The organism is Streptomyces sp. NBC_01426 (assembly GCF_036231985.1).
GTDB lineage: Bacteria > Actinomycetota > Actinomycetes > Streptomycetales > Streptomycetaceae > Streptomyces.
In genome coordinates this window covers 26,171-52,361 of sequence record NZ_CP109504.1, presented here as the reverse complement: position 1 = coordinate 52,361, position 26,191 = coordinate 26,171, and the positions used below count along the sequence as shown (strand labels likewise).

Genomic DNA, 26,191 nt, shown 5'->3' with positions numbered 1-26,191 from the left:
AAGCCGGTCATCGCCGTCACGATCGAGAAGTCGGAGAAGTCCGTGGCGACCCCGAAGGCGGCCGGTTCGTTGATGATCGCCAGGGCCAGCGCCGTCGAGTCGACGCCGAGACCGAAGTTGAGCGACTTGTGCTTCGTCGCGCGGAAGGATTCCAGAGCGTCGGCGGAGGCGACCTCGGCCGGGGCCGGCACGCCGGAGGACGACGCTGCGGGGCCGGCCTTGTCGAGGTCGGGTGCGAACAGGGCGAGGGAAGTCATGGGTGTACCTGTGGGGGAGGGGCGGGTGTGGCCTGGGAGGGCCGCGCCCGCCGAAGGAGAGGGGGATCAGGGCTGGGACTTCGCGGCGCGTGCAGCGTCGACGCCCGCGGGGGTGAGGAAGGGCCGGTGCTTCGGGCCGGTACGGCCGTCGTCGCCGTCGGTGGGCTGCGGGGTGCCGTCGGCGTCCCGGTACTCGACGAGCGCGAGACGGGTGAGGGCGGCGGCGGTTGGCCAGCTGACGTCCCGCAGCGCGCCGTCCTCGTCCGCAGAGTCGATGGCCGCCAGCTGAGAGTCGTTCAGGATCGCCCGCCGCCCGGCGCCGGTGATGAAGTACGGTCCGACGCCCTGCGCCTGCGCCAACTCCGCCGGCAGCCGGAAATCGTCGCCGTCGTTGCGGTAGACCAGGCCGTCGTCCAGGTAGACCTGGAGCGTGGTACGGCTGCCCTGTGACGTGAGGTGCCCCGATGGATGGGCACATGCGGCACGGAGGTGCTGGGGCGCTGGCGGGTAGGACTTGGCTTTGACGCTCATCGCGGGCCCTCCAGCGCGAGAGTCGGCACCGCGGAGAGCGCTGCCGCCTGCACACCGATCGCCGCCGCCTTGACCTTGAGTCCGCAGCCGGAGCGCTCGCACTCCTCCGTCGCCCGCGGGTTGGGCCACCGGCAGTCCGGACAGCTCCACATCAGCCCCGCCGAGACCGCCACCGAGGAGATCACGGCCCTCTGCTCCAGGTCGGCAGCGTCCAGGAGCTGCTCCAACACGGTGGGGTGCGGGGCGTGGTGGTGACTGTGGTCGTCGAGGACGACGGTGTCCTCGACGACGACGCGCAGCGGTACGGTCCCGTCCGGCCGAACGACGTGCTCGGGGTCGGCGCTGTCGAGGTGGACCGAGACCCGCACGACACCGTCCTCGGCGTCCACGTAGCCGAAGACGAGCACACCGGCCACCTCGATGCACGACGGTCCGTCGTCATCGGCGGCGTAGAAGACCGCGCCGCGATTGAGGCCATCGGCCGTCACGGCGTCGGGGAAGGCGAAGTTCAGGGGAACAATCCGAGAGCGGTGCGGCCGTCCGATCTCCTCCGAGTACAGCTCGAAGCCCTGATCCGGCACCGCGTCGCCGTCGGCACCGTAGTAGAGGTCGATCGCCTCCACGTCGTTGGCCGGAGGCTCATCGGGCACGTCGCCCTGGCCGCCCACGTTGGCCCAGTTGCTGCGCACGTGCGTGGCGAGCTCATCGAGGGCAGCGCCCCTCGTGGCGTACGGCGCCGTGGAGTCCTCGTGTCGCGTCCAGATGCGCAGCATCCACACCTGCTCGCCCGGGCGAGGCGCCAGGAAGGCGGAGACGGCCGGGGACCGACGGCCGCCGGCCTCGGCGACGATCTCAGCGTGAACGCGCCGGGCAAGTTCACGGTACGGCGACGGCAGTTCGGCGACGGCCGGTGAGTGGGCCAGGGCGCCGGCGATGCGCACCAGTTTCTCAATGTCAGAGGGGCGGAAGCGTTCAGCGAGCATGGTCATCCTCGTAGGTGGCAGAGCCCGGCGGCCACGGGCGGGCCCGCCGGGCGTAGAAGTGGGAGTGCTAGATGCCGAGCGCCTGAAGCGCCGCCACCAGGGCGAGGGCGCGCTTTCGCTCGGGGGACGCCCGAACGCGGCGGATGCGCTTCGGGTCGGAAGGAAGCTGAATGCCCACGGCACAGCCGCGGTCATCCCGGCGCAGCGCGTACTGGTCCGCCGAGAGCATCCACGCGTCCCAGTCGTCGGCCTTGCGCCCAGCACGCACCTGGGATTCCGCGGTGGGGGCCGTGACGGGGCAGGAACACGCCGGGTCGTCGCACGGACGGCCCGCCGGATGCCGGGCGATGACGCCGCCCGGACGGTAGGTGGCGCTGGTGCCGTTGAGCATGGGGCACGCCTTCTCCGCATACATCAGGCACGGCGGGTGGAGTGCCGGTTCCGGCGCGTACCCGACGCTCACGTCCTGCGGGCGGAGCAGCACGTAGAACCACCGCTCCAGCGGCCGTTCGCAGATCTGACACAGGCTGTTCTCGAAGGCCCGAGCGCGCCTACCCGGGTGAAGCCCGCCGAAGACCGGCAGGCCGTTGTGCTCGAACGAGACGTACGGGACGACCAGGCCGCCACGGGTGGGACGGTGCGCGCACGCCGCGGGAATCGCCGGGACGCTCACTGCGGACCACCACCGGCGAGCTCCCAGGAGGGGCGGGCGAGCTCGACCAGGAAGGTGTAGGCGGAGTCGCTGGCCTGGAGCAATCGGACGACCGGGAGCTGCCGGTACTGGTCGAGGAACTCTCCGATCGTCAGCGCGGTGTGGTGCGCGTCGTCCGAGTAGTTGCCGTTGCCGAAGGAGACCAAGCGCTCGCCCTGGTGCTGCGGCCACGTGTAGGCGGCGAGAAGCTCGGCCTGGCTCCAGTTGTTCGGGTTGGCGCGGACCTTGACGAGCTCGGCGCCCGGCACCAGCTTCCTGAGCGAGTCGAGGGGCGGCGTCCGGCGCGGTTGGGGGCTGCTCAGGACCATGGCGGTCTCCCAGTTCGAGGCGGGCGCTCGTGGCCCGGGCGGTGAGTTGAAGGGCTGCGGGATTCGCCGCGCAGCGGTGCAGCGGCCTGACAGCCGCCCTCACAAGGCCGGCGCAAGCCGACGTACGGGTTGTGAAGGAGAGGGCGGCCGATCGACCAGACACTCACACACTACACATTGAAACCTAGATACACAACATAATGGGGTGGGGTGTTCCCTCATCGCCGCATGACACGGCGAACCGGGCCGTCAGCAGCGCCACGCACAGCGCGCGGATTCCTCCCTGCTCCCACAGCGCCTGGGACTCCGGCACCGCAGCCGGCCACCACTGCACCGATACGCCGTGGCGCACCACGTCGACGGCGACTCCATACCCGTCGTCCTTGCTCCAGTCAGCCATGCGCACATGCGGGCGCAGCACCTCAACAGCACCCTCGTGGAGGCGGATCGCCTCCTCCTTCGCGCTGCGCGCGGCCCTTCGCAGGGCATGGGCCTGGGCGGCGGACACCGGTCGGTAGACGGTGCTGGCCTCCTCGTTCTCCGCGATGACGACCAAGGCTCCCCCCTGCGCCGCGAGCACTCGGTCCCGGCCGACTTCGGTGACCAGTTCGAGCAGCTGTTCCGCGGAGACGGTCGTGTCGGGTCCGCTCTCGGGAACGGCGGAGGCCCGGTAGTGCCCGTGCCGCACGAGGTCCAGGGCGTGCCTGACGGCCAGCATGGCGCGGGCCAGCTCGGTGGAGCCGGGCTGCCCGTTCGCGGCGTAGCGGGTCAGCCGCTGGTGGACCAGGGCCGCTTCCCGCTCGTCGGGTTCGTCGAACTGGCTGGGGATCACCTCCCGAATGGCGAGGTCGATCACCTGCGTCAGGTAGCCGGCGCCGAAGGGCCTGCGGCGGAGCAGGCGAAGCGCCAGCTGTTTGGACGAGCTGGCAAGGACGGTGGCTGGAGCCTCGGACACGAGGTGACTCCTCCCTGATTCGCCGGTCACGAGCCGGGCTGGTGGATGTACGCGATCCACGCCTCGTACTCGGCGGCGCCGAGCACGGGGGACGGGACGATGGGGGCGCGCCCGAAGCACCGGTCACAGGGATGTGCGCCCAGTTCGGCGCCGGTGGCATCCCCTCGGCGGCCTGGCAACGCTGTGCCGCAGACGGCCAGGTCCGCCGGAGTTGACGGGTCCAGCCTCAGATGCAGGTCCTGGCCGTGAAGGACCAGGCGGACCACGACGCCCCCGGCTTCGGAGTCGGGGCCGAAGTGCCGCGCCAGAAACGTGACGGCACGGGCGTGGGCGGACTGGGCTCGCTCCGCCAGAGTCCGGGTGTCATCCGGCAGTTGTTCGACGGCGCGCAGAGGCTGCCGCATGTCTGCCGCCAGACGGTCGACGAGGGCCCGGCCCTCGGTGAGGAACTGCGGCGCGTCACCGCGGGGGTCGTCGCTACGCTGGCCGACCCAGATCCAGGACAGGGGCACGAACGCGGCCAGCTCGCTCAGGAGTCCGTACCGGCGGCTGACAGCCCAGGTGGCGTATGTGGCGCACGGCCGGTGGGTGCAGGAACCGGCCGGCGCCTGGCAGGCGCGCAGCTCGAAGCGGAAACCGAGCTCGGTCGCGGCAGTGCGAAGGATGCCGAGCTCCGCCAGCGCGCCGCTCTGTTGCGGCCTTGCCCACCAGGCCGGTACGCCGCCGACCGATGGGCCGGTTTCGGTGCTGTGCCCGAGCCCCTGCGCCTCCCCTGAGCGGGCGGAGGCCAGAGTTCGGTGAGCAGAGACGACGCGGGCGCCGTCAATCACGAGGTAGGTCATCAGGGGGTCTCTCCGATTCGGCCGGGCGCAGCAGCGCCCGGCCGTCGAGATGGAAACGCCAGAGGGACGGGGGTCCGGCGATGGGGATCAGGCGAGCGACTTCATGGCCTTGGCGGGCTTCTTCGGCGCGGCCTTCTTGGCAGCCGCCTTTTTCGCCGTGGCGGCGGAGGCGGCGCCGCCGGTGAGGCTGCCCTTCGGGGCCTTCTTCACGGCCACCTCGCTGCCCTTGGGCAGCTTCTTCGCGCCGCTGACGAGGTCCTTGAAGCCCTGCCCCGGGCGGAATCGGGGAACGGAGGTCTTCTTGACCCGCACCCGCTCACCCGTCTGCGGGTTGCGGGCGTACCGGGCCGGGCGGTCGACCTTCTCGAATGCCCCGAATCCGGTGACGGAGACGCGCTCTCCGGCGACAACGGCGCGGAGGATGGCGTCGAGCACATGGTCGACGGCGTCGGCGGCCTGCTGGCGGCTGCCCATCTTCTCTGCGACCGCTTCGACGAGCTGGGCCTTGTTCATGGCTGAACTCCTATGCATGTAAAGGGATTTGGGCGCCAGGCGGGGGCGCTGGCATGGGGCCCGCGAATGGAAGCGGGGCGCGTCGTACGGAGTGGCATGAGCGCCTCCGACAACAACCACAGTACACACGAAAAAAATAACACGCAACGCTAATCGTCATGTTGACGAGAGAGGTGGGGCCGTGTCACTCTGACGTAGCGACAGCGGGTTGGAGCGCCAGGCGAGTTGATGCCGCGCTCCCCGCTACCGCCTTCCTCAGACCATCCACGCGGTACATGACCTCGGGAGAACACCCGTGAACACGAAGCTCGTTGCCTCCACCGCCGCCACCCCGATCCCGGCGTCTCACCCGCTCAGCATCCACGCCACCGACCGCGCAGCCGGCGTCCTTCTCGGAGCCGCGTGCGGAGACGCGTTGGGCGTGCCCTACGAGTTCGGCCGCCGACTGACCGCCGACGAGCAGCCCGCCATGATCGGCGGCGGCCTGGGCCCGTACAAGCCGGGCGAGTACTCCGACGACACGCAGATGCACGTGTGCATCGCCGCAGTCGCCGCCACCGGCGCCGACCTGACCAGCGACGGGGCGCTCGACCAGATCGCCCGCAACTTCCACCGGTGGCGTGACGGCGGCGCGAGCGACATCGGGAACCAGACCCGCAGCGTGCTCGGCGCCGCGAAGGCCCACAAGACGGGGACACCCGCACAGGCCATGCTGGCGGCAGCCGACGCCTACACCGCGCGCACCCGGTTCAGCGCGGGTAACGGTTCCCTCATGCGGACCGGCATCGTCGCCCTCGCCTACCTGGACGACGTCGAGGGAATGGTCAGGGCAGCCACCATGATCAGCTCCCTCACGCACTCCGACCCCGAGTGCGCCGAGGCGTGCATCCTGTGGTGCTCCGGCGTCCGCATCGCCGTACTCGAAGGCACCTTCGACGGCGTCCGCCAGGGTGTAGCGCTCCTTCCCGCAGACCGGCAGGAGATCTGGCACGCGAGGCTGGACGAGGCCGAGGCGAACCCGCCGCACCACTGGGAGCGGAACGGGTACGTGGTCACCGCTCTCCAGGCCGCGTGGTCCGCCATCACCCGCACGCCCGTCCCCGACCTGGCGCCGGAGCGCGACTCGTTCCCCGCCCAGCACTTCCAGCTCGCCACCGAGGCGGCTGTCCGCGCGGGCAACGACACCGACACCGTGGCCGCGATCGCAGGCACCCTTCTCGGGGCGCGCTGGGGCGTTTCTGCCATCCCGCTCGACTGGCAGCGGGCGGTGAACGGCTGGCCGATGATGTCCGGCCCCGACCTCGTCCGTCTGGCCGTCCTGACCGCCCGCAAGGGTGACGACGACAGCGACGGCTGGCCTTCGGCCCCGCGCGTCAAGATTCCCGGCTATGCGGGTGCGGCCTTCACGGTGGCTCACCCGGAGGACCCCGGGGTCATCCTCGGCAACCTCCCAATGACCGAGTTCACCGGCACCCCGCCGGTCGACGCCGTCGTCTCCCTGTGCCGCATCGGGCAGGACCCGGTCTTCTCCCGGATCGACGCTGAGCATGTCCGCGTCTGGCTTGTCGACAAGGAGGGCGCGAACCCCAACCTCCACTACGCCCTTGACCAGGCGGCCCGCCAGGTCCTTCGGCTCCGGAAGGAAGGGAAGCGCGTCTTCCTCCACTGTGTCGCGGGCCGCTCACGCACCCCCGCCGTGGCGGCGGCCTACAGCACGCTCTTGGGAACGGACCCGCACACCGCCCTGACGGAAGTCTGGACGGTCCTGGGCAAGCACTGGACCCTCCTGGCGCACCCGCAGCTCCACGACGCCGTCTACGAACTGGCAGGGCAGCCGCCGTACCAGCCGCAGCCCCGCACCCGCCGTAGCCTCTTCTTCCGCAAGCGCGGTTGATTCCGGCACGGTGCGTGGCACCGCTGAAACCAGGGGCGCGGTCTCCGGCGAAGACCGCGCCCCTCTCGGTGCGCCGTCAGCTCGTCAGCGCCCCGCTAGGACAGACACAGCGACCAGATGCAGATGCACCCGGAGCCCGTCGGCCACATGGCCGACGGGCTCCGCGTTTCCGGGCCATCTGCGCAGCCCGTGGCCCCCGCCGGGACCGGACTTGTGACAGGCCGATCGCCTGGCAGGGCGACGCGCTTGCGGCGCGGCCCGGAGCCCGGTCGAGCGCGCGCCATGGGGGCCGGCGGCTTCCCGCCGGCCCCCGGCCGTGCCTCGCGCACCCTCTATGCCCTGGCGTCGAAGTTGCCGGACCCCCTGCGGCTGAGGACGAAGTCGTAGACAGTCCTGCGGTACCAGTGGTCTTGAAGGACCCGGGGCTTTCCGCCGTCCCCGGCCGTCCGGTCGGCGAACGGGACCTGCCCGCGGGCGTGGTAGGCGTGGATGGTCTCGCGCGCGAGGGGTTCGCCGCGGGTGGCCATGCCCAGCACCTCGGCGAAGTCGTAGATGTCCAGCAGGTCCAGGGGGTCGCCCTCAGGCAGCGGGTTGACCAATGCCGGCCCGGTGCCCTTGGCGGCCGCCCATACGTGCGGGCGGTGCTCCTTCACCCACGCGTCGACCGCGTGCGCGGCATACGTGCGCGGACGGGTGCGCAGGGGCGTCGGGAAGGCCCGGCGGATGACCTTCTTGCCGTCTCGCTTCTCCTTGACGCTGATCCACTGCAGCCCGGTGCGCTCGGAGACGCCATACCGCGGGCCGATCATCTCCGCGGTCAATTCCGTCTGCTCACCGCGGGCTTCGGACACCGACTCATCCGCCGGCGCCGGCTCGACCTGGACGTCGGCAGAGGAGTCGGCTGCCGGCGTCTCGGGCCACGCCTGACCCGTCAGTTCCGTACGACGCTGGGCCGCGGTCCAGGACCGCCGGCGGTTGTGCCGGACCCACTCGTCCACCTCGGCCGCGCTGTAGCCGTTCTCGCCGGCCTCGGGGAACCCCTCAACGCGGGTCCACCCCCTGGCCGTCTGACCGCTCACGCTGTACGTGCTCGCGATGGCTTGGGCATCGACGTACCCCGTCCGCGCGGTGGAAGCACGTTCCGAGCTCTCGCCGGCGGCTGCAGGGGCCTGTTCAGCGACCGCCGGCTCCTCGGACGTCTTCTGGCGGCGCATGCGACGAGGCCGGTTCACGAACTCGTATGCCGTCTCGCGGAACCACATGCGTTCCGTCACCTCCGGCCGCTCCCCGTCCCCCGGCTTGCGGTCGGGCCCCGGCATCTTCTTCCGGGAGATGTACGTCCGCAGGGTGACCTCGGGCACCGGTTCCTTCCGCCCGAGGGCCTTGCCCTCCCAGGCGGCGATGTCCGACAGCTTCACCAGGTCCTTCGGACCGCCCTCGGGCAGGCCGTACGGGTTGTCCGAGTCCTGCCCCTGCGCCCAGTAGACCGGGAGGTTCTCGCGCAGCCAGTCGTCCACCAGCGCAGCGTCGCGGACCAGGGTTCGCCCGGGACCGGACGGCCATCCCTCCGGAAAGCCCTCGAGCGTGACCCAGTAGGCCACGTTGGCTTCGTTGACCTTGTACTTGGTCGCGATGTCCTGCGAGGTCACAAGTTCATCGGCGTCGGCGGGAATCACTGAAACTCCTTGTCGGACCGGCAGTGAACCCGCAGGCCGTAGTCGTGGCCCCGAGGGTGGGGGCCTGGGTGGAACGAGCTTGAGCTGTGACCGGCATCGCCGGCTCCTCTCCGCGCCGGCGCCCTCGATCGTGCAGGGGCAGGCGCTAAAGTACATCACGTTTGACTAATAGGCAACGTCAGTGCCCGTGGGGGTGCCTTCGGGGAGGGGCGGCGATCCGCCCCTCCCCGAAGGCACCCCCACGTGAGCGGTCAGTGCGCGAGGGCAAAGTCCTGGTCCGTGCCCGAGTTCTTCGCGCGGAGCTTCTTGTCGCGCGCCCGCTGAAGGCTGCCGAATGTCTCCTGCCCTTGCTTCTTGAGAAGGTGCGGGATCCGATTGGCCGGGATTCCCACAAGAGGGGACTCGCTGAGAACAGAAAGGAGGTCGGATTCGGTCTGGTCGGTGTAGTCGGCGGCGATCAGCGCCTCCACGGTCGGGAAAACATCCGCGTGCCGCTCGGTCTTCAGGTCGATGAGGTGATCCTCCTTCCCGCCCAGGCTCCAGCACCAGAGGAAATTTTCGGGTGCATCGTCCACAACCAGCCGACGAAAGCGCCTGATTTCCTTGGTGTAGCAGTAAAAACGAACTCCCGGCGAATTCCTCATGATGCGCGTCCAGGTGAGGAGGTATTCATCGGAAAAGAACTCGCCTGAATCATGCAAGCGAATCCACTTTCCGGCGTATCGCTTATGGCTGAGTTCTTCCGTCATTCGCCTCTCGAACTCTTCAGGGGCGTCCCGGCAGAGGAGAAGATTTCGAATGTGAGCTGCGCGGACATTCTTGAACCGGTACGTGCCGACCCGGGCGTAGCACAACTGGGCGCACACGCCCGCCTGGGGGCAGACGTTGAAATGACTGCCGTCAGGCATTTCGATCACAAAAGCCGGAAGCGTCCAGTTGAATACGCCGATCCTCCTCAGGTCCGAGTTCTGGGTGAGGAGCCGCTTGGGCTTGGTGCTGCCGGTCGTGTTGTTCTCAGACATCTCGTTCCTCGTGCTTCGAAGGGGAGGAGTGGGTGGGTGAAATGCCGGGGCAGCCGACATGGGGGCGGACGCACGCGTGGATTCCCAGCGCGGTCACGCCGCCGTCGGCTCTCGCGAGCACGGCGAGTCCTTTGGCGATGGCGGTGCGCGCACTGCGCTGGTGGTGGCCGCCGTACTGCGCGTCGTCGCCGTGGCTGGCGATCAGGTCGGCGGCTCGCGCCGAGACGCGCGCAATCTCGAACTCCGGGAGGTCCCGGAACTCGGCGATGCACAGCGGGACCATGAACAGCAGCCACGTCACCCACGCCGGTGACGCCGAAGTCGGGGCGTCTTTGCGGACGTCGACGACCCGGCCGAAGGCTCCGTGTGCGTCAGGGGTGGGCTGGGGGTCCGGCTCGTGCTGCACAGGTTCTTTGGCGGCGGAGGGGCCGGGTATTGCTGTCGTCATGGTGAGGTGTCGCTTCATGCAGGGCGCCCCCGGCTGCATCAGCCGGGGGCGCCAGTGGGCAAGGGGGGAGCGTGATCAGTCGCCGCGTGCGAGGCAGCCCGCGGCGTGCGCGGGGGAGGTACGGAGGCGGGGGGATCCCCCGAGCGTGTCGCGGGCCTGGAGGAGGTAGTCGCCCAGGTCCTCAAGGGAGTTGATTTCCTCGGTGGGAACCGGCGCGCCGCACCGCTCGCACGGGGCGAGGAGGTCGAAGACGAGGCGGCGGCGGTCGTCGTAGCTCGCGAGGAAGGTCAGCGTCCTGTCCGCGAAGGGGATGGACAGCGCCACCGCGGGGAAGTGCTGGCCGTCCGCGACGAGCGGATGGATGTCGTCGTCCTTGGCACGGATGCTGACCGGGCGGTTGAGGGAGCGCAGCGAGAGGCGGTGGCGCAGCACCGCCTCCACCCAGTGCAGTTCGGCGTCCTGACTGTGGAGGGCCGGGTCCGGGCCGATCTGAGCGGGCTGACCGGTCCGGGCGCGCTTCACCGCGGCCGTAACGGCTGCGTTCTCGACGTAGTTGAAGGGCTTCTTCATGGTGCTCGGCATGGGGTCTCCGAGAAGGGTCAGGCCCGTGATCGGCACGCTGGCGCGTGTCAGGGTCACCAGGGCTGGAGTCGATGGCCGCGAACTGCGGCTCCGGCCGGCGAGGTCTTCCCCGTCCGACACGCACCACAATACATATTGAAAAAGGAATACACAACGCATCGCTTGAAGTGACGGCCGACCAGCTGCTGCCCCTGGGAGAGCAGCAGCGCGGCCGGCCGGTGGACGCCGGACTACGCCGGCGAGGCGGTGAGCTGTCCGACCTGGTCGAGCAGGAGCTGGGCCCGGGCGAACGCGGCTGCCTTGTGACCGTACGACGGAACGACCAGGTGCATGGTCTCGTGAGCCAGCGCGCGGTCCGCTTCCTCGCGCGTCGTCACCAGCTGGAGGTTGACGGCCATCAACGGCACCTTCAGCCGCGCGCTCTTCGGGCCCAGATACACCTGGGCTGCGTAGTGCGAGAGGAACGGCATGCCGCTGATCGATGCGTACGCCGCGAGGTCCAGGACGAGGTGGAAGTCTCGCTGCGAGACGGAGGCGAACTGCTTCGCTCGCCGGCGCAGCCAATGCACGTCGACAGGCAGGTTCCGCTCGTCCTCCGGCAGCGGGCTCCGCAGTTCGGCGTGCCGCTGCTCCGTTACCGGGTGGGCTCGATCTGCCATGTGCTTCCTCCTCTCGGGCGCGGTCTGGATCTTGCGTCGATGCTGTTCGGCATGCGGCCGGCGCAGCGAGACCTCGCGGTTCCTCTGCGTGGCCGTCGTGGCCTCGAGGCCATCATGCCAACACGCCCTCTCGCCGCCTCTTCGGTGCCGGCGCTGGGACCCTCATGCGTACCGTCCGTGCCATGAGTCGGCGTCCAGGCGCTTGAGCGCGGCGTCCTCGTCGGGGGTGAGCCGGTTGGTGAAGTCGTCCCAGTGGATCAGCTGCTCCAGCTCGGGGCCGTCGGCCGGCTCGATGCGTGCTCGCTGCCCACTGGTCAGGTCTATCTCCACCCCGTCGTCGACAAGGGTGCCGCGAGCGCAGGTCAGGGAGCGCCGGCGGGTGGCGTTGAGATTGAACAGGTAGCCGCTGCCGTTGTCCTCGCCGCCGACCAGCGGCCGGATCCACAGAACCTGCTCTGGCTCATCCTCGTCCTCGACCCGGTGGTGCCGGGCGAGGGCGGCGCGGAAGACCTCCGTCCCGTCCGGGTCCCACACGATCAGGCGCGCGCCGGCGTCCACTGGGTCGCCCGTGGGGCTGTGGTTGCCCGCGACCAGGTCCGAGAATCGCTGTCGCCACTGCTGTGTCATTCGATCGCTCCTTGTCAGCTGTAGTCGTCGGTCGTGCACAGGACATCCTCAACGGCCTTCCCGCCCATGTGGGTGATGCCACGTGAGGCGAGGGAAGCGAGGATGGTGGTGCGCTCTGCGGCGGTGTGGCACACGATCCGGCTGGGCGCCTCCGCTCCGAACAGGTCGAGCCCGTTCCTGAACATGACCTCGTTGCCGGCGGCGGAGAATTTCGCGATCTTCATCGGGTCGCGGGTGATCGCGCTCTCGTTGTAGTTGTGGTGCGCGGGGTTGATGGCGCCGAAGTGGTCGCCGTTGTAGGCGTAGTAGTCACTGCGTCGCATCAGCACGCTCGGGTCGTCCCAGATCAGCATGCCGCCGCTCGGCTGGCTGGGAGTCTTCTTGACCCGCAGGAACACGCTGTTGGCGCCGCCGGTCATCTTGTCGGCCTGCTCGCTCATGCCGAGTCCGCCGCCGATGCCCATGACGGCCCGCTTCTCCGTGGAGGCCAGTACGCCGGTTCCCAGGAGACTGGCGAGCGCACCGCCGTGGAGCCCGTGGGTCAGGGACCTCCCCTTGAACGCCCCCTGGATCTCGGCCTGCTTCCCGGTCACGTCGAAGCGAGACCACGTCAGCCACTTGCCGGAGGTCGACGGTGTCGGCTCGTAGCCCGGGCTGGCCGCCAGTGCGGCCCCGTCCGAGAATCCGGAGGCCTTGGCCACGGCGTCCCGGACGACCTCAACCTTCATCGGCAGCACCTTGTGGGCGGCCTCCAACTGGATCCGCTTCATTGCAGTCTGCAGGGCCCCGCTGTCGAGGCCCATGAGGGTCTCCATCCGCTGGTGCACGATCTCCTGAACCTGAAGGTCCTGAAGTCCCTGAGCCGTGTCCATGGCCGCCTGCATGCCGGCGGCCCCACCGAGCCCCTGCGCCTGGATGTTGTTCGACAGGTACGTCCACTCACCCTCGGCCGCGGTCATCGGCTTGTTCATCAGGTGGAGTTGCTCCAGGCGCTCCACGAGGTCCTTGCCGTGGCCGGCGCCGGCCGGGGCGTGGACTTCGAGCTGCCCGCGCAGCGAGAACTCCGTGTGCTTCGGGTCGTTGTCCTTGTACGGGCGGTAGACGGCGGTCCAGCCGTCACCCATGTCGATCTCGTACTCGGTGCCGTTGGCGGAGCTGCGGGTGACGCCGTCCCAGGACGACTGGCCCGTCTCCGGGTCGAGGGACGCCTTGATCCGGCTGGCCTTGCGGACCGTCGCGGCGAGCGTGCCGGGCTCCGGATCCCCGTTGGGCACCGGTATCTGCTTGGTGACCATCTTGGTCTCGGTCACCTCGTAGGCATCCATCCACGGCATGACCGACCCGCCGTTGTCGATCTTGTCCTTCACGACGTTCAGCTGGTCCATGTAGTGCTGGGCCATGGCCTTCTCGTCGTCGCTGATCGACGGGTCGCTCAGGACGGCGGAGACCGCGTCGACGGCCGCCTGGTGCTTGGCGATCGACGCGTCCGACATCTCGGATCCGGTCTTCAGCTTGTGCTGCACCGAGCTGATCGCGGTCTTGGTCAGCTCGGCCAGCTTCTTCTCCTTGTCGAGGTCGAGGCGCTCCTTGACCTCCTCCTCGACCTGGATCTCCTCCATGTGGGTGCCCGGGATGCTCAGCGCGTCGAGGAGCTTCTCCTCGGCCTCCTCGGATATGTGCGTGAGCAGCACCTCCCGCGGGCCGTCCGGCGAGTCGTAGGCGACCAGGGTGGCTTCGGAGTTGATGAAGTCGTCCCCGCCCACGAGGAGCGGCGTGCCGGTCGGCTCGCCGACGGGGGGCGCGGCCGGCACCGGCGTCAGCGGCGGGTCCGTCTCCTCTTCCTCCTGGACCTCCTCGATGTCGTCGGCGTGGAGCAGTCCAGCCTCCTCCGCCGGCGCCTCCTCACCACTGCCCTGCAGCTCCCCCTCGGCCGCGAGGCCCTCGGGCTCGGTCGAAGCCTCCTGGAGTTCCTCCTCGGGTCCGGTAGCGGACACGTCAGGCTCAGGTGCGGGTTCGGCGCCCAGCAGCGCGTCGAGCTCCGCCGAAGCGTCCTCGGCAGCGGGAGCTTCCGCAGGGGGAGCAGGTTCGGCAAGCAGCTGAGAAAGCTCCAGCTCCTCGAGCTCGGGGATGCCCGTGCCTCCCGCGGCCGCGCCCGTGAGGTCGGTCCCCTCGGCCGCATCCGGCGCTCCGGTGATGTCCGGCGGCGCGGTGGGTGCCTCGGCGAGCGCGGTGGGGCTGACCGCGTAGCTCTGGTGGCTCGACTTGGATCCGGTTCCCATCAGCTACCACCGCCGTGCTTGAGGGAGGCGCCGGAAGGCAGACCCATCTGCTTGACGAAGAAGTCGGCGAAGTTCTGACGCAAGTTGTTCTTCCTCTCGACTGCGTGGTCCAGGAACGCCGTGGCGATCTGGGCGTGCGTGACCTGGGACTGCGGGACTTTCAGCGCCTTGGCCGCCTTGCTGCGCATCTGCGGCACCCACGCCACGCCGGCCTTGACGCCCTCGTGCGCGGTGGAGTGCAGGATCGAGCGCAGCTGTGCATCCGGCATGGACTCGAACTTCTTGATCACCGGGTGTGCGGCGGCAGGACTGATCTTGACGCCCTTGGCCAAGCCGCCTCCCAGGGCTGCTTGGTAGAGCTTCTGGTGGATCGGGGTGAAGCCGCCTCCGCCGCTGGGGGCGTAGTCGACCGACAGCTTGTCCAGGCCGTAGTGCTTGAAGGCCTGCCCGCGATCGATCTGCACGAGGCCGCCCGAGGGCGTGGCCAGCCAGTTGTCCTGGTGACCGTCGTGCTCGCCGACGAACCAGGAGCCCACGTGCGACCGGACGATCGCGTCGACCTGGGACTGCGTCCACTGGCTCGGGCTGGACGTGAACGGCTTGGCGTCCTTGAGCAGCGGCTGGATGGAACCGGCCGTGCCGTCGGCCTTCTTGTGGTGGTACACCGGCACTGCCGGCACGCCGCCCAGCGACAGGACTTGGGACGCGGCGGCCTCGGTGTGGCCCAGGGCACCGCCGTGGTTGTGGTCGGCCTTGAACATCCACTGCGAGCCGTCCGGGCCAGCATGGACGGTCTTGGCGTACGTCCCGCCGAGATTCGACACCTTGGTACCCGCGCCGAAGGACCAGCCGGCGACCTCCTTGGGATCGACGTAGGCCGGGACGTCCTGACTGGTCGCCTTCGCCTGCTGCACCTCGGCCATCAGCGCCTGGATGTTCGCGTTGAACGACCCCGGCTTCGGCGCCTTCGCCGGCTTCGCTGCGTTCGCGGCCGGCTTGGGCGTGGCGGTCGCGCCGTTCTTCGGCAGCTTGCTCGCCACGGCCTGGACCGCCTCATCCGAGGCCAGACCCCCATCGGGCTTCGCCGAAGGTGCCACGGCGGCTGCCGACTTGGCGGTCTTGGCCGCTTCCTTCTTCGCGACGTCCGCGTTGACCTTGTCCTTGATGGCCTGCTGGTCGTACTTCTTGTTGAAGCTCGCGGCGATGTAGTTCTGGACCTGGGCCCGCGTGGCCTTGCCGTTGTTGTCCATCCCCAGCTCGGCCGCGACGGTGCGCAGGTCGGCGAGCTTCTGCTTCGCGGCCCACGCCTTGAAGTCGCTGGTGATCTCGTTGGGCTGGAGGTACTTCCCCGGCCCGAGGGCCGGGTGCTCGGCATACGGGGTGTCGCTGGCGCCGCCTTGCTGGATTTGGGAGTACCAGCTGTTCACGTCCGTCTGCATGTTCCGGACATCGCCGGCATTCTTCGCCCACTCGGCGATCGCCTGCGGCGCGCCCGGGTCGCCCGCCGACGGCAGGTTCAGCGGCTGGTCGCCTCCGGGGGCCATCGCAACGTGGGCGGCGTAGCCGGCGTCGAGGTCCGCCAGCTGCTCCTGCCTCTTGGCCGCCAGGGCCTTGAGCGTCTCCACCTGGCTTTCGGGTGTGTTCGGCCGCATCAATGCCACGAGCCCGTGACTACCGAGGTGCATCGCCTCGGTCTCGCTCAGTTGCCCCGAAGCGAGAGCCTGCTGCACGAGAGGCTGGAGGTCCTTCGGCGGCAGGTACGCGTGTTGGAGAGCCTCGTCGACCGCCAACTTGGCCTCGGCCTTGGCCTTGGCCAGGTCCTCGCCGAGCTCAGGACAGTCGGCCGACGCCACCTTCTGCTCGGCCGCCAGCATCGCCTGCAGGGCCTCAGCCCTCTGCTCCTGAGACTGCGGCCCGTAGCTCTTCTTCGCCTCGTTCCAGGCATCGATCGACGCGGTCACCGCCTGGGCGGAAGCCGCGACCTCGTCCGGCGTGGCCTTCCAGGCGCCGCCGCTGAGGGGCGGCTCGGTTCCCTCGAGCTCGTGCAGGTCAGCCAGCGTCATTCCGCCGACCGTCTTGCCGGCGAGCAGCTCGTTGTACCGGTTGAGAGCGGCGGCCTGGATCTTCGCCTTGGACGGGATGTCGCCCGGGTACGCGGGGTCGAGCCAGTGAACCAACGGGTGCTGGCCCTTGCCGGACAAACCCACCAGCGCCGGGTGTTCGAAGCCTTTGGCCTCGGCAATCTCGCGCAGGTCGTCCTCGTCGAGCGAGTTCAGGTAGGCGAGGGTCTGCGCCTTCAGCGCCTTGGTATGGGCCTCAATCTCCTCATCGGAAGCGCCCGCCTCCTTCAGCTTCTCGATGGCCTCCTGAGCCTGCTCGACCTGACCGACGAAGGCGTCGTACCGCTCGACGGGGTCCGTCGGGACTTCGTCCTCGGGGTCGAGGGCGAACGGCGGGTCGGTGATCTCCTCCATGAGGTTCATCGCCATCAGGAGGTCGGCCTTGGCCTGGACTTCCTCGTCGGACATGGGCTGCGCCGGCGCTTCCGCCACCACGTCGTCCGCCTCGGACGCGGTCGTGGGCCCTACGGCGTAGGAGGCGTGCGAGGACTTGCTGCCCGTACCCATCAGCCGTCACCCCGCGGCGGAAGCGCAGGGATGACCTCGGCGAGCAGTTCATCCAGGACGAGGTCGGCGGCATGGGTGAGGTCGAGCGCGCCATCGGGAACATCTGCGGGCTCGATCGCGCACACGCCGCCGGACTGCGCGATCCAGCGTTCGATGTCCTGGCTGGTGGTGGGCGCGCTCAGGCGCTCTCGCCAGGGGTCGGCCGCCTCGTAGACCAGTGGGACCCAGCGCACGACCGGTGCGGCCTGCTGCTGGCCCTCGTCGAGGCCGAGAACGGCGACGGGGTCGACCGGAAGGCCGAGCGCGGGGTGCCAGACGAGCAGGATCCACAGCCGCCAGGCCGGAGCGGCCGTCGGCGTCTGCGCTGTCTCGGCATCAGGGTGGTTGGTGTCGGTCGTCATGGAGGCTCCTCCCGTAGGTGCTTTCACCTGCTACAGGTGTGGGAGGAGCCGCCGGTGTGACAGTGCGGGCGAAGAAGTTTCAGCGGTTCGGCAGGAGCGAGGCCATGTACTGGACCGTGGCGGCGAAGGCGTCCTCGCTTCGGGCGTGGACATCCTCGCGACCGTTGGGGGTCATGATCGCGCCGTGCAGGGCGTACTGATGCGGGTTCTGGGAGATCAAGGTCAACCGGGGACCGAAGATCTCGGCCATCTCGGCGATGCGGTTGGCTCGGGACAGGCCGGTGAGGAAGACCGGCATGTCCTCGGGCAGATGCTCGGCAAGCCAGTGCAGGCCGGGCCGCTCCCAGCTGTCCCAGTCGGCGTTGTCGCGGACGGTCTGCACGTTGATGGCGATGCCCGCCGGCTGGGTGTCCTCGATCCAGGCGAGGTAGCGCTGGAGGTCCTCCAGCCGGAACCAGTACACGTTCGGTACGACGTTCACGCCGGCCTCTGCGAACTCCTGGGCGAGCATCAGGCTGCGGCGCATGTTCAGCAGGTGCTCGGTGCGGGGCCAGTCGCCGTAGATGCTGTAGTTGCACGAGAGCACCAGGTCCCACTCCTGCTCAGCGATTCGCTCGACGAGCCTGTCGCGTTCGCGGCGGGTCCAGAAGGCCTCGACGAGGGGGTCCTCGCCGTAGCCGACCAGGACGGCCTTTTGGTGGTCCCCGAGGGCGAGGGCCTGGCGTGCGGTCTGCTCGGTGAAGCGCTTGTAGAGCGTGTGGGTGTCCGGGGAGAAGACGCGCCGCAGCCCGACCCCGTAGGCCGGCCAGTTCAAGCTGGTGTCGAGCTTGGTGATGGCGCTGCCGTCAGTCATGGGGATGAAGGACGGCAAGCCGGCGGGCAGGGTGCTGTCGACGGTGATGTCGTCGAAGGTCAGGGTGCCGCCGACGTCGGCCATCCACCCGGCTATGTCGGTCCGGCTCCCGCACCGGATCGGGCACTTCCGGGTCACGCACGCGTTCGCCGGAGCGTCAGCTTCGGCCGCCGCGCACCCGCAGAACCGGCAGTCCGAGTTCTGGCCGGTGCACAGCGGCTCGACGGTGGCCGGGCCTCCCCGACCGTCCGGGCCGGCGTAGAAGGCGCAGCTGTTGCAGTCGCATCCCCGGCCGGGCAGGGGAACGCCGACGGTCGGGATGGGCAGGGAAACACTGGTCATGCGGCTTCGCTTCCTTCGTTCATCGCGTCGTGGTCTGTCTCGCCGGCGGGGGCGTCGTCGAGGTGGGTACTGAGCTCGCGCAGGGCGAGACGCAGGGAACCGCGGTCGTAACGCGCGATCTCCTTGCCGGCGCGGACCTCGACCAGCAGGCCGCGGATTCCGTCCAGGGCGGTGCGGATCGTGTCGGTCTCCACGGCCGGGCGGCTGGGGGCGTCGTCGGCTGACAGCGCCGCCGTGCCGGCCTCGGCCGCCGACGCCGGTGCCAGCTGCGCCGTACCCTCCGCCACCGAGACCTCGGCCGGCCCTTCCTGGCCGATTGCCGACGGGGCGGCGTCGTCCTCGCCGTCCTCGGATTCCTTCTGAGCTTCTGGGCTGCTCAGGACCCGGGTGAGCTTCGCCCGGCGGCCGGCGTTCGCCGCTTCCTGACGCTCCTCGGCTTCGGTGATGACCTCTTCTGGGTCAAGCTCGGGCTCCTCCAAGCCGACGTTCACGGCGGTCGGCAGCAGGTGGAGCCGTTTCGAGGACTTCAGTGCGGCCCAAATGCCTTCGGCAGCCTGTGCCCGGCCATTGCGGAGCTCGGCGAACTTGATCCGCGTGTTCAGGCGGATCGCCGCCTCGTCCATCTCCTCGGTGAGGTCACGCGGCAGCGCGCGGAACGCACGCACGAGCTCGCCGGCCTTGCGCTCGTTGAGTTGCAGCCCGAGCCGGTCGAGCACCTCGCTCCAGGGAGCGGCACATGCACTGTCGGTGCCGCGGATCTTCTCCAGAGCGTGGAACCGCTCTGCCGGGTCGGGAATCGCGTAGACCTCCTGGGGCACGGGCTTGCCGGCCTTGAGGAGCTTGCCGACCAGGATGGCGCACCGCTGGTACAGCAGGGCGGCGGCCTGCTCGCCGGGCCGAAGAGGCTCACGCGCGAAATTTTCGACGAAGCGCCACATGTGACGCTCCTCTTCGGACAAGGGACCCGGGCAGAGCACGGCGGGCAGGGCCTCGAAGTGCGGGTTGTCCGGCCGGTTGACGGCGCCCCAGCGCATCGCACGCAGTCGGCGCTCCCCCGTGACCAGACGGATCGTCGGCGCCTTCCCGTCGACGACGATCTCCTCGGCCAAGACCGGCTCCAGGAGGCCGATGACGGACATGGAGGAGATGAGGTCGGCGAGCTCGGACGGAGGCAGGGAGTCGGAGGGGTTGCGGGCGTGGGGCTCGGTGAAGGGTGCACCCTGGCCGCGCAGCGGCAGCATCTCGAACCGCCGCTGCCGCAGCTTGACGCTGCGGTGCAGGATCTCGGTGAGCCGGATCATGCTCCCGCCGTCGGGCGGAGCCTCGAGCGAGGTACTGGTCATGGTGCTGCTTCCTTCAGGGCCGGGGCGCGGCCGGTCACTTCGTGGCGAGGTAGAGGTCGGTAGGGGCGGGGCGGGCGGACTGCGTGCCGCTCAGCAGCGGGGTGAAGATCGGGGCGAACGGCCCGTGCTCCTGGAGTTGCTGCAGGGTGGTGACGCCGATGTGGATGTCGCCCTTGAGCCGGCTGAGACGGACGTCCGCCGCGGCGCGGGTGTAGAGGTCCTCGGTGCGCGCGGCCAGCCGCTGCGGGCGCCGGTCCGGCTCCCCGGCCTTCGGCGGCGCCGCGTCGAGAATCACCAGGACCCGGGGGAAGACCGGGTAGTTGTACATCCACGCCGGCCGCGTCGCGTTCGGGGTCCGTCGCGTGCGGTCCGCACTTTGCGGGACGTACTCGTACAGCCGGCCGTAGGCCTGGAGCTTCGCGGCGAGCCGCGCGGAGGTCATCGTGGCGCGGTCGAACTCGACGAAGAAGCTGAGCATCGTGCGCCGGCCACCGCGCTCCATATGCACGTAGTTGAGGACGGCGTCGCTGATGACGTGGTCGTCCTCGAAGCGGCGCTGCCCGTCACGGATCCGGTTGGCGACCTCCGGGGTCCAGTCCAGCGGACCGCACTCGTGGCCGAGGCGGCGTGCCCACTCGACGAAGGCCACCCCGACCTCGTTCACGCCGAGCGTGTGCGCCTGACGGGCCCCGGCGACCGACTCGGGCGACACCCGGTAGGGCCGGGAGGGCAGCTCTCCGGCTTCCTCCACCGACGCGGCGCCGGCTTCGGTGAGGAACCACAGGAACGGCTGGCTCTGGACGCGCCCGCGGCCGCCGGGTCCGTGTGCCCGGATCCGGTCGACCAGCCCGGCCTGGTGCAGCTCGCCGAGCTGCCAGCGCAGGTACACGGGACGGCCCGGCCGCTTCTCGGGCAGGGTCAGCAGCACATGCAGTTGCGGGGTGGACAGCACTCGGTGCTGGTACAGCAGTTCCAGGATTTCGCGGCCGAGCGTGTGAAAGCTGCGCGTCGGCGCCGCCGTCGCGGGCGACTCGGCAAGGGGCATGTTCATCCGAGCCTCGACTGGTTCTGGTGGGGATTGATCGGGTGCACGTTGTTCGGGGTCTCGTCAGCCGGATCCGGCTGCTCGCCGCTGATGAGGGTGCCTTCGCTGTCGTGGACCCGAGGCTTGGCGGGCCCACCGGTGGACACCGTGCCATCGGTCGGTCCACCGGAGCCTTCGTCGTCCGCAGGTGCGGCTTCGTCGAAGTCGGGCTCGTCGGGCGGCACATCGGCGCCGGTGGGATCGTCGTCCGGCGGAACATCGAGGGTGACGATGAACCGGCGCAGCCTCAGGTCCAGCCGGCGCAGGTCGGTGAGGATGTCGCGCACCGAGCGGCGCTGCAGGTTCTCGTCGATGGCCCGTGCCAGCCGCTCCTCGTTCTGCGGCCGGAAGTAGTCGCCGTACAGGTCCTCCACCGAGGCACCGCGGACACGGAACGGGTCGCTCGTACCGCCGTCGAGCGTCACCGACATCACGTAGTTGTACCGGTTGAGCTGGACGATCGTGTCGGGGGAGACCTTCTTTCCCCACCGTCGGGTGACCAGCGTCGCCTCGTCGACGTCGGACGCCGTCGTCGAGAGGATGGACAGATTCTGCAGCAGACCCTGCCTGGTGGTGGCGCTCAGCCGCTGCGCCATCTGCGTCATGGCGAGCAACTTCACGTTGTACTTGCGCAGCTGCTCGGTGATCTGGGCGAGGGTCCCCTTGGACGCGCCGTCCACGCTGGTCAGCTCGTCGATGAAGGTGTAGAAGTCGCGGCGCTGGTCGGGCGGGGTGTCTCGTCGTGAGAGGCCGGCGCGGAAGAGGTCGTAGATCAGCAGGGAGCTGATGATGCGGTCGACGTCGCCGGTGCCAGCGGGGCAGACGAAGACGATCTTGCCGGTGTCCATGGCGTGCCGGATGTCGTACGTCGACCGGCTCGACCCGAGGAACGCCTTGATCGCGTTGCTGGACGACAGGCGCTCGATGATGTTGGTGACGACCGGTACGGCTTCCTTGCTGTAGCTCGGGAAGACGTTCTCCCAGAAGTCCCGGATGTCCTTGGGCAGGTAAGGCAGCACGTTGGTGCGCCAGACCGCGTCGGTGAGGATCGTACGGATCTGGAAGACGGTGGGCGCCAGCTCGGGCCGCCCGGCGCGGCAGACGTGCCACGACAGGTAGACCAGGGACTCGACCGCCCTGGTGAGGATGGTCTTCGCTCGGCCGGCGCTGTCGCTCCAGTTCAGGGCCGCGGCGAAGCCGGTGACGATGTACTGGACGAGGTCGGGGATCTCCGACTCGCGCCGGCGCTCCATGGACAGCGGATTCCAGGAGCCGACCAACTTGTCGAGCTCCGGGGACGTGAGGTCGATTTCCCAGATCCGGTCGGCCAGTTCTTTGTGCGCCAGGTACGGGCGCGCGCGGGTCCAGCCGTCGCCGTGTGGGTCGAGGAAGAGCACGCCGAACCCGTTGTGAGCCAGGGCGATCGCCTGGACCAGCGACATCTCGGTCTTGCCGAAGCCGGACTTGCCGAGGAACAACGCGAACAGCAGGTACTTCAGCGGGACGCCGGCCAGGCGCTCGCCGCCGCCGGACTTGGATACCCAGCCGAGGGGGAGCAGGCCCTGCTGTCCCGTCCACGTCGGGAGGGCCGCCGGAGGGGGCGGCACGACCCCGCCCGAGCGGGTGATGTTGGGGGCGTTGTTGTGCTTGGTGGGCGGCTTGAGCAGGCCGGCGATCTCCTGGGCGGTCACCCAGGAGTGCCGGCGCGGCACGAAGAGCCCGGTCTCGAAGCGGCGGTCGAACTTGCTCCGGTAGAACCAGTGGTCCGAACGGACGCGGGTGACTCCGAGGTGGAGGCCGACGGGCCGGAGGTGGTTGTCGCCGGACCACGGCTCCAGGGCGGCGAGGATCTGGTCCAGCAGCATCCGGGCCCGGTACTCATCGCGTGCGCAGGTGCGGACGAGCAGCTGCATGGAGAAGACCGGCTCGGCGCCAGGGGCGAGCTTGCCCATCGCGGCCTTCATGTCGGCGACGCGGTGGGTGCGCTGCTGCTGGTGGTGCTGCCGCTGCCGGGCGCCGCCGCCCTGGTTGCCCTTCATCTCGGTGGCGATCTCGGACATGACGGCGCCGAGGTCGAAGCCGAACCGGTTGGTGCGCTGTTGCGGCATGCCGGGTATGGCCGGACCGTCGGACGGGTTGCGGCGGGCCTGGGCGAGCAGGCGCCGGCGGCGGCTGCCGACCCGGTTCGGGGCGACGGGAACGAGGTCCAGCATGACGTCGGCGCTCTCGCCGAGATCCTCGCGGACGTCGGCGACCGCGTTCGCCAGGGCCTCGAGCGGGTCCGGGGTGAGCGGCACTTCGCGCAGGGCGAGGTGGTCAGGAAGGGCCAGGGCCAGCTCCGCGCGGGCGTAGTGCATCTCCCGGGTGGCCGGCGTGTCGCGGACGTCCGCATCCGGCTTGGCGAGATCGACCGGCGGTGCGACGGTCGGGTCTGGTGCGATGGTCATGATCTACCTGTCTGTGGTGTGCGTCGGGGCGTCAGGAGCCGAGCCGGATCTGCGGCTGTTCGCGTGCAGCACGGCCGTCGGCCTCCACGGGCCTCATCTCGACCTGGGCGTAGCCCTGGTGGCGCAGCACCGACATCGCTCGGTCCGGGCCCTCGACCCTCATGGACAGCGCTCCGTCGGAGCAGGTGAAGCGGACGCGGAGGGCGCTGGTGCGGGTCGAGGTGACGAGCCAGCGCGACACGCTCTTGTGCGCGCGGGCCATCTGGTGCCCGAAGCGGATGACCTCTTCCGGCTTCGGGTCGAAGCCTGTGGTCGGCAGCACTTCCAGGGCCGTTCGCTTGGACATCGGGCCGCGGGAGAGGGCCCAGCGGACCGCGGCAGCGACACCGCCGACGACCAGGGCGACCAGGGCGACCCACCAGGCGTTGGCCATCACCGAGTTCGCCAGCTGTTCGGCGTGAGCGGGAAGGTCCCCGGTGAAGCCGATGACGCCGTCGATGAGGTCGGTCGTGGTCATCGCCCACCGTCCGCGGGCAGGGTGGGCGGCGCCGCGGCGTCAGCCGGAGCGGGCACGGGGGAAGTCGGGAGCACGGCGGCACCTCCAGAGAGCAAACGGGCCTTTCGTCTGCTACAGGTGTCGGGATCCGGCTCGGTGTGACACTCCGCTCCGAAATTCTTCGCCGAGTTGCGTCGGCCGGCGCCACGGCTCCCCGCAGGGAGCGCGTGACGCCGGCCGTGGGTCAGATCTTCACGCCGTGACCGCGGAGGTAGGCCAGCGGGTCGATGTCCGATCCGTACTCAGGCCCGGTACGTATCTCGAAGTGGAGGTGCGGGCCGCTGACGTTGCCCGTGTCGCCGGACCATCCGATCCGGTCGCCACCCTTTACCTTCTGGCCGACGGAGACGTTCAGCGAGGACTGGTGCGCGTATTGCGAGTACTTGCCGTCCCCGTGCTTGATCACCACCTGGTAGCCGTACGCGGAGTTCCAGCCGGCCGTGACCACGGTGCCCGGGCCCACCGCGCGAACCGCGGTTCCCTTGGGTACCGGAAAGTCCACGCCGGTGTGGTAGCCGCTCGACCACATTGACCCCGACACCCCATATCCGGTGCCGATGTGCTCGTCGGCGACCGGGGCGACCCATGAGCCCGACGTGCCGCCTGAATCGGGCTCGGTGTAGTCCGGACGCTTCATGATCAGGATTCGGTCCGTCCAGAACGAGAGGGGCTCGATCCGGACGCGGGCACCGGTGTGCGGCGCGTCGATCACCTCTCCGCCGCCGATGAACATGGCGACGTGCTCCGGGCTGGAGGCGCTGCCACCGGAGAAGATGAGGTCGCCGGGGCGCAGGTCCTTCGCCGAGTTGATCTTGCTGCCGATGCCGACCTGGTCGTACGTGACCCTGGGGAGGTTCACGCCGACCTTGCTCCAGGCGTACTTGACCAGGCTGGAGCAGTCGCAGCCGGTAGAGCCCACGAACGGGGGCTTGCAGCTGCCGCCCAGGACGTAGGGGGTGTTGTAGGCCTCCTTGGCGCCGGCGACGACCTTGGCCAGGCCACCGGAGACCTTGCCGTCCATCGGAGCGGCCCACTTCTCCGCCCGCTCCCGGATCTCGCGGACGTAGTCCCGGGTCTCCTTGTACGGCGGGATGCCGCCGTACTGCTTCACCGCGCCGCCGCCGGCGTTGTACGCGGCGAGCATGTTGTCGACGACGTCGCCGGGCACGCTGCGGATCTCGTCGGCGAGCTTGCAGTCGTAGGACACCATCGACGGCACGGCGTCCTCGGGATCCAGCGGGTCTGCGCCGCCCTTCTTGTTGGCGTCGATGCCCTGCGTGGCCCACGTGGAAGGGATGAACTGGGCGATCCCGAGCGCGCCCGCTCCGCCGTCGGGCGGGTTCTTGCGGAAGTTGGACTCCTGGTAGAGCTGGGCGGCGATCAGCGAAGGAGTGGTCTCCGCGCAGCCGTAGTCCCGCACCGCGTTGAGGATGATCGGGCGCAGCCAGTCGGGGATGTCTTTGGTGTCCGACAGGCCGCCGCCGAATCCCGCGTTCTCCAACGCGTCGCTGGTGTTGTCCTCACCGATCGCCGAGGTCAGCGCCAGCACGGCAGCCAGCACCAAGCCGAAGCCGAGCAGGCATGACAAAAGGATCGCGATCAGTACTCTGCGCAGGGCCTTGGACTCGCCTTGCTCAGACATTGGGAAGCCCCACGACGCGCCAGCTGCCGTCGGCGCCACGGTGGAGCTTGAGTGCCACCTGTTCCTCCGACGCGGTGGCGGCCCCCGTGGCCGGCGTCTCGGTCAGCCTGTAGATCACGCGCGCGAAGGCGGAGTCCTCGGTCGGCGCGGGAGCTCCGTCCGGCAGTGACACCCGCAAAACGGTGACCGTCACCTGGACCTGGCGGTCCTTCCAGTTCAGCCACTGCCGCCGGCCGGCGCTGCCGCCGGTGTGAGTGCGCAGGTCCTCGGCCAGATCGCCGTCTGCGTAGGCGGCGGCGCGCCGGGAGGCGTCGTCGAACGAGGTGTCCCGGCCCGGCCGGGCGTCGTGGCTGGCCCACGCGGTAGTGAACCCCCGGGCCGCCTCCTGCAACGGTGCGGGCAGCGAACTCGGCTCCGAGGCGACGGGAGACTCGGTTGGCTCGGCAACGGGCGAGGCCGTCGTCGGGCGTGCGCTGCCGGAGCTGCTCCCAGTGGCAACGGCGGAGGGTCCGGCCGTACGCGCAGAGGATCCAGGGGTGGCGGGACGATCGCTCCCACCGAGCCCAAGGAAGAGAGCGACGCCGACAGCTGCCAGGACTGCCGCAGCG

At 69.6% G+C, this 26,191-nt stretch carries 23 protein-coding genes and 2 pseudogenes; 1 reads left to right on the top strand and 24 read right to left on the bottom strand.

Annotation, left to right across the window (positions count from 1 at the left end; all coding sequences use genetic code 11):
* The 8 genes and pseudogenes from OG906_RS43430 to OG906_RS43395 all read right to left on the bottom strand — a co-directional run.
* Positions 1–257, bottom strand: a pseudogene (locus tag OG906_RS43430) (hypothetical protein); the annotation flags it as partial.
* Between the two features lie 66 nt (positions 258–323).
* Positions 324–788 carry a hypothetical protein gene (locus OG906_RS43425; protein ID WP_329449413.1) on the bottom strand — a complete coding sequence of 155 codons (465 nt, stop codon included), beginning with the start codon at positions 786–788 and terminating at the stop codon, positions 324–326.
* Positions 785–1,771, bottom strand: a complete 987-nt coding sequence (locus tag OG906_RS43420; protein ID WP_329449412.1) for a hypothetical protein — start codon at positions 1,769–1,771, stop codon at positions 785–787. The genes OG906_RS43425 and OG906_RS43420 overlap by 4 nt, the downstream gene beginning before the upstream one ends.
* 67 nt (positions 1,772–1,838) lie before the next feature.
* Positions 1,839–2,444 (bottom strand): hypothetical protein, encoded by a 606-nt coding sequence (locus tag OG906_RS43415; protein ID WP_329449411.1) that lies wholly within the window; start codon positions 2,442–2,444, stop codon positions 1,839–1,841.
* A complete protein-coding gene (locus OG906_RS43410) occupies positions 2,441–2,791 on the bottom strand; it encodes a hypothetical protein (RefSeq protein ID WP_329449410.1) in 351 nt (116 codons plus the stop codon). The genes OG906_RS43415 and OG906_RS43410 overlap by 4 nt, the downstream gene beginning before the upstream one ends.
* A 184-nt stretch (positions 2,792–2,975) precedes the next feature.
* Positions 2,976–3,746 (bottom strand): hypothetical protein, encoded by a 771-nt coding sequence (locus tag OG906_RS43405; RefSeq protein WP_329449409.1) that lies wholly within the window; start codon positions 3,744–3,746, stop codon positions 2,976–2,978.
* Between the two features lie 26 nt (positions 3,747–3,772).
* Positions 3,773–4,588, bottom strand: a complete 816-nt coding sequence (locus OG906_RS43400) for a hypothetical protein (protein WP_329449408.1) — start codon at positions 4,586–4,588, stop codon at positions 3,773–3,775.
* A 90-nt stretch (positions 4,589–4,678) separates the two neighbouring features.
* Positions 4,679–5,101, bottom strand: a pseudogene (locus OG906_RS43395) (HU family DNA-binding protein); the annotation flags it as partial.
* Between the two features lie 295 nt (positions 5,102–5,396).
* Between OG906_RS43395 and OG906_RS43390 the strand changes: the two are divergent.
* Positions 5,397–6,995, top strand: a complete 1,599-nt coding sequence (locus OG906_RS43390) for an ADP-ribosylglycohydrolase family protein (protein WP_329449407.1) — start codon at positions 5,397–5,399, stop codon at positions 6,993–6,995.
* Between the two features lie 332 nt (positions 6,996–7,327).
* Here OG906_RS43390 and OG906_RS43385 read toward each other — a convergent pair whose 3' ends face one another.
* The 16 genes from OG906_RS43385 to OG906_RS43310 all read right to left on the bottom strand — a co-directional run bounded on the left by OG906_RS43385 (position 7,328) and on the right by OG906_RS43310 (position 25,974).
* Positions 7,328–8,671, bottom strand: a complete 1,344-nt coding sequence (locus tag OG906_RS43385) for a hypothetical protein (RefSeq protein ID WP_329449406.1) — start codon at positions 8,669–8,671, stop codon at positions 7,328–7,330.
* Between the two features lie 251 nt (positions 8,672–8,922).
* Positions 8,923–9,693: a GP88 family protein gene (locus OG906_RS43380; RefSeq protein WP_329449405.1), complete on the bottom strand. Its 771-nt coding sequence runs from the start codon at positions 9,691–9,693 to the stop codon at positions 8,923–8,925.
* Positions 9,686–10,141: a hypothetical protein gene (locus OG906_RS43375; protein ID WP_329449404.1), complete on the bottom strand. Its 456-nt coding sequence runs from the start codon at positions 10,139–10,141 to the stop codon at positions 9,686–9,688. Before OG906_RS43375 ends, OG906_RS43380 begins: the two co-directional genes overlap by 8 nt.
* Positions 10,142–10,216: 75 nt before the next feature.
* Positions 10,217–10,723 carry a hypothetical protein gene (locus tag OG906_RS43370; protein ID WP_329449403.1) on the bottom strand — a complete coding sequence of 169 codons (507 nt, stop codon included), beginning with the start codon at positions 10,721–10,723 and terminating at the stop codon, positions 10,217–10,219.
* A 230-nt stretch (positions 10,724–10,953) separates the two neighbouring features.
* Positions 10,954–11,382, bottom strand: a complete 429-nt coding sequence (locus OG906_RS43365; protein ID WP_024126979.1) for a hypothetical protein — start codon at positions 11,380–11,382, stop codon at positions 10,954–10,956.
* Positions 11,383–11,544: 162 nt separating this feature from the next.
* Positions 11,545–12,009, bottom strand: a complete 465-nt coding sequence (locus OG906_RS43360; RefSeq protein ID WP_212728535.1) for a hypothetical protein — start codon at positions 12,007–12,009, stop codon at positions 11,545–11,547.
* A 14-nt stretch (positions 12,010–12,023) separates the two neighbouring features.
* Complete coding sequence (locus OG906_RS43355; protein WP_212728534.1) at positions 12,024–14,288, bottom strand: hypothetical protein; 2,265 nt, start codon at positions 14,286–14,288, stop codon at positions 12,024–12,026.
* Positions 14,288–16,915 (bottom strand): hypothetical protein, encoded by a 2,628-nt coding sequence (locus tag OG906_RS43350; RefSeq protein ID WP_329449402.1) that lies wholly within the window; start codon positions 16,913–16,915, stop codon positions 14,288–14,290. The genes OG906_RS43355 and OG906_RS43350 overlap by 1 nt, the downstream gene beginning before the upstream one ends.
* Entirely contained in the window at positions 16,915–17,316 is a 402-nt protein-coding gene (locus OG906_RS43345) for a hypothetical protein (protein ID WP_212728532.1), read from the bottom strand. The genes OG906_RS43350 and OG906_RS43345 overlap by 1 nt, the downstream gene beginning before the upstream one ends.
* A gap of 79 nt (positions 17,317–17,395) precedes the next feature.
* Positions 17,396–18,511, bottom strand: coding sequence for a DUF4417 domain-containing protein (locus OG906_RS43340; RefSeq protein ID WP_212728531.1), 1,116 nt, complete (start codon positions 18,509–18,511; stop codon positions 17,396–17,398).
* Positions 18,508–19,854, bottom strand: coding sequence for a ParB/Srx family N-terminal domain-containing protein (locus OG906_RS43335; RefSeq protein ID WP_212728530.1), 1,347 nt, complete (start codon positions 19,852–19,854; stop codon positions 18,508–18,510). The genes OG906_RS43340 and OG906_RS43335 overlap by 4 nt, the downstream gene beginning before the upstream one ends.
* Before the next feature lie 34 nt (positions 19,855–19,888).
* Positions 19,889–20,905, bottom strand: a complete 1,017-nt coding sequence (locus OG906_RS43330; RefSeq protein WP_249938670.1) for a replication-relaxation family protein — start codon at positions 20,903–20,905, stop codon at positions 19,889–19,891.
* A complete protein-coding gene (locus OG906_RS43325; protein ID WP_329449401.1) occupies positions 20,902–23,385 on the bottom strand; it encodes an ATP/GTP-binding protein in 2,484 nt (827 codons plus the stop codon). Before OG906_RS43325 ends, OG906_RS43330 begins: the two co-directional genes overlap by 4 nt.
* Positions 23,386–23,416: 31 nt before the next feature.
* Positions 23,417–23,902 (bottom strand): hypothetical protein, encoded by a 486-nt coding sequence (locus OG906_RS43320; protein ID WP_212728528.1) that lies wholly within the window; start codon positions 23,900–23,902, stop codon positions 23,417–23,419.
* Between the two features lie 223 nt (positions 23,903–24,125).
* A complete protein-coding gene (locus OG906_RS43315; protein WP_329449400.1) occupies positions 24,126–25,583 on the bottom strand; it encodes a peptidoglycan DD-metalloendopeptidase family protein in 1,458 nt (485 codons plus the stop codon).
* Positions 25,576–25,974: a hypothetical protein gene (locus OG906_RS43310; RefSeq protein WP_212728895.1), complete on the bottom strand. Its 399-nt coding sequence runs from the start codon at positions 25,972–25,974 to the stop codon at positions 25,576–25,578. Before OG906_RS43310 ends, OG906_RS43315 begins: the two co-directional genes overlap by 8 nt.
* Positions 25,975–26,191: the final 217 nt, after the last annotated feature.

What these genes read in the sequence shown, in the direction of transcription:
- OG906_RS43425 (WP_329449413.1), bottom strand. Translation starts at nt 788, where the DNA reads ATGAGCGTCAAAGCCAAGTCCTACCCGCCAGCGCCCCAGCACCTCCGT.
- OG906_RS43420 (WP_329449412.1), bottom strand. Translation starts at nt 1,771, where the DNA reads ATGCTCGCTGAACGCTTCCGCCCCTCTGACATTGAGAAACTGGTGCGC.
- OG906_RS43410 (WP_329449410.1), bottom strand. Translation starts at nt 2,791, where the DNA reads ATGGTCCTGAGCAGCCCCCAACCGCGCCGGACGCCGCCCCTCGACTCG.
- OG906_RS43400 (WP_329449408.1), bottom strand. Translation starts at nt 4,588, where the DNA reads ATGACCTACCTCGTGATTGACGGCGCCCGCGTCGTCTCTGCTCACCGA.
- OG906_RS43380 (WP_329449405.1), bottom strand. Translation starts at nt 9,693, where the DNA reads ATGTCTGAGAACAACACGACCGGCAGCACCAAGCCCAAGCGGCTCCTC.
- OG906_RS43375 (WP_329449404.1), bottom strand. Translation starts at nt 10,141, where the DNA reads ATGACGACAGCAATACCCGGCCCCTCCGCCGCCAAAGAACCTGTGCAG.
- OG906_RS43370 (WP_329449403.1), bottom strand. Translation starts at nt 10,723, where the DNA reads ATGCCGAGCACCATGAAGAAGCCCTTCAACTACGTCGAGAACGCAGCC.
- OG906_RS43365 (WP_024126979.1), bottom strand. Translation starts at nt 11,382, where the DNA reads ATGGCAGATCGAGCCCACCCGGTAACGGAGCAGCGGCACGCCGAACTG.
- OG906_RS43360 (WP_212728535.1), bottom strand. Translation starts at nt 12,009, where the DNA reads ATGACACAGCAGTGGCGACAGCGATTCTCGGACCTGGTCGCGGGCAAC.
- OG906_RS43355 (WP_212728534.1), bottom strand. Translation starts at nt 14,288, where the DNA reads ATGGGAACCGGATCCAAGTCGAGCCACCAGAGCTACGCGGTCAGCCCC.
- OG906_RS43350 (WP_329449402.1), bottom strand. Translation starts at nt 16,915, where the DNA reads ATGGGTACGGGCAGCAAGTCCTCGCACGCCTCCTACGCCGTAGGGCCC.
- OG906_RS43345 (WP_212728532.1), bottom strand. Translation starts at nt 17,316, where the DNA reads ATGACGACCGACACCAACCACCCTGATGCCGAGACAGCGCAGACGCCG.
- OG906_RS43340 (WP_212728531.1), bottom strand. Translation starts at nt 18,511, where the DNA reads ATGACCAGTGTTTCCCTGCCCATCCCGACCGTCGGCGTTCCCCTGCCC.
- OG906_RS43335 (WP_212728530.1), bottom strand. Translation starts at nt 19,854, where the DNA reads ATGACCAGTACCTCGCTCGAGGCTCCGCCCGACGGCGGGAGCATGATC.
- OG906_RS43330 (WP_249938670.1), bottom strand. Translation starts at nt 20,905, where the DNA reads ATGAACATGCCCCTTGCCGAGTCGCCCGCGACGGCGGCGCCGACGCGC.
- OG906_RS43325 (WP_329449401.1), bottom strand. Translation starts at nt 23,385, where the DNA reads ATGACCATCGCACCAGACCCGACCGTCGCACCGCCGGTCGATCTCGCC.
- OG906_RS43320 (WP_212728528.1), bottom strand. Translation starts at nt 23,902, where the DNA reads ATGACCACGACCGACCTCATCGACGGCGTCATCGGCTTCACCGGGGAC.
- OG906_RS43315 (WP_329449400.1), bottom strand. Translation starts at nt 25,583, where the DNA reads ATGTCTGAGCAAGGCGAGTCCAAGGCCCTGCGCAGAGTACTGATCGCG.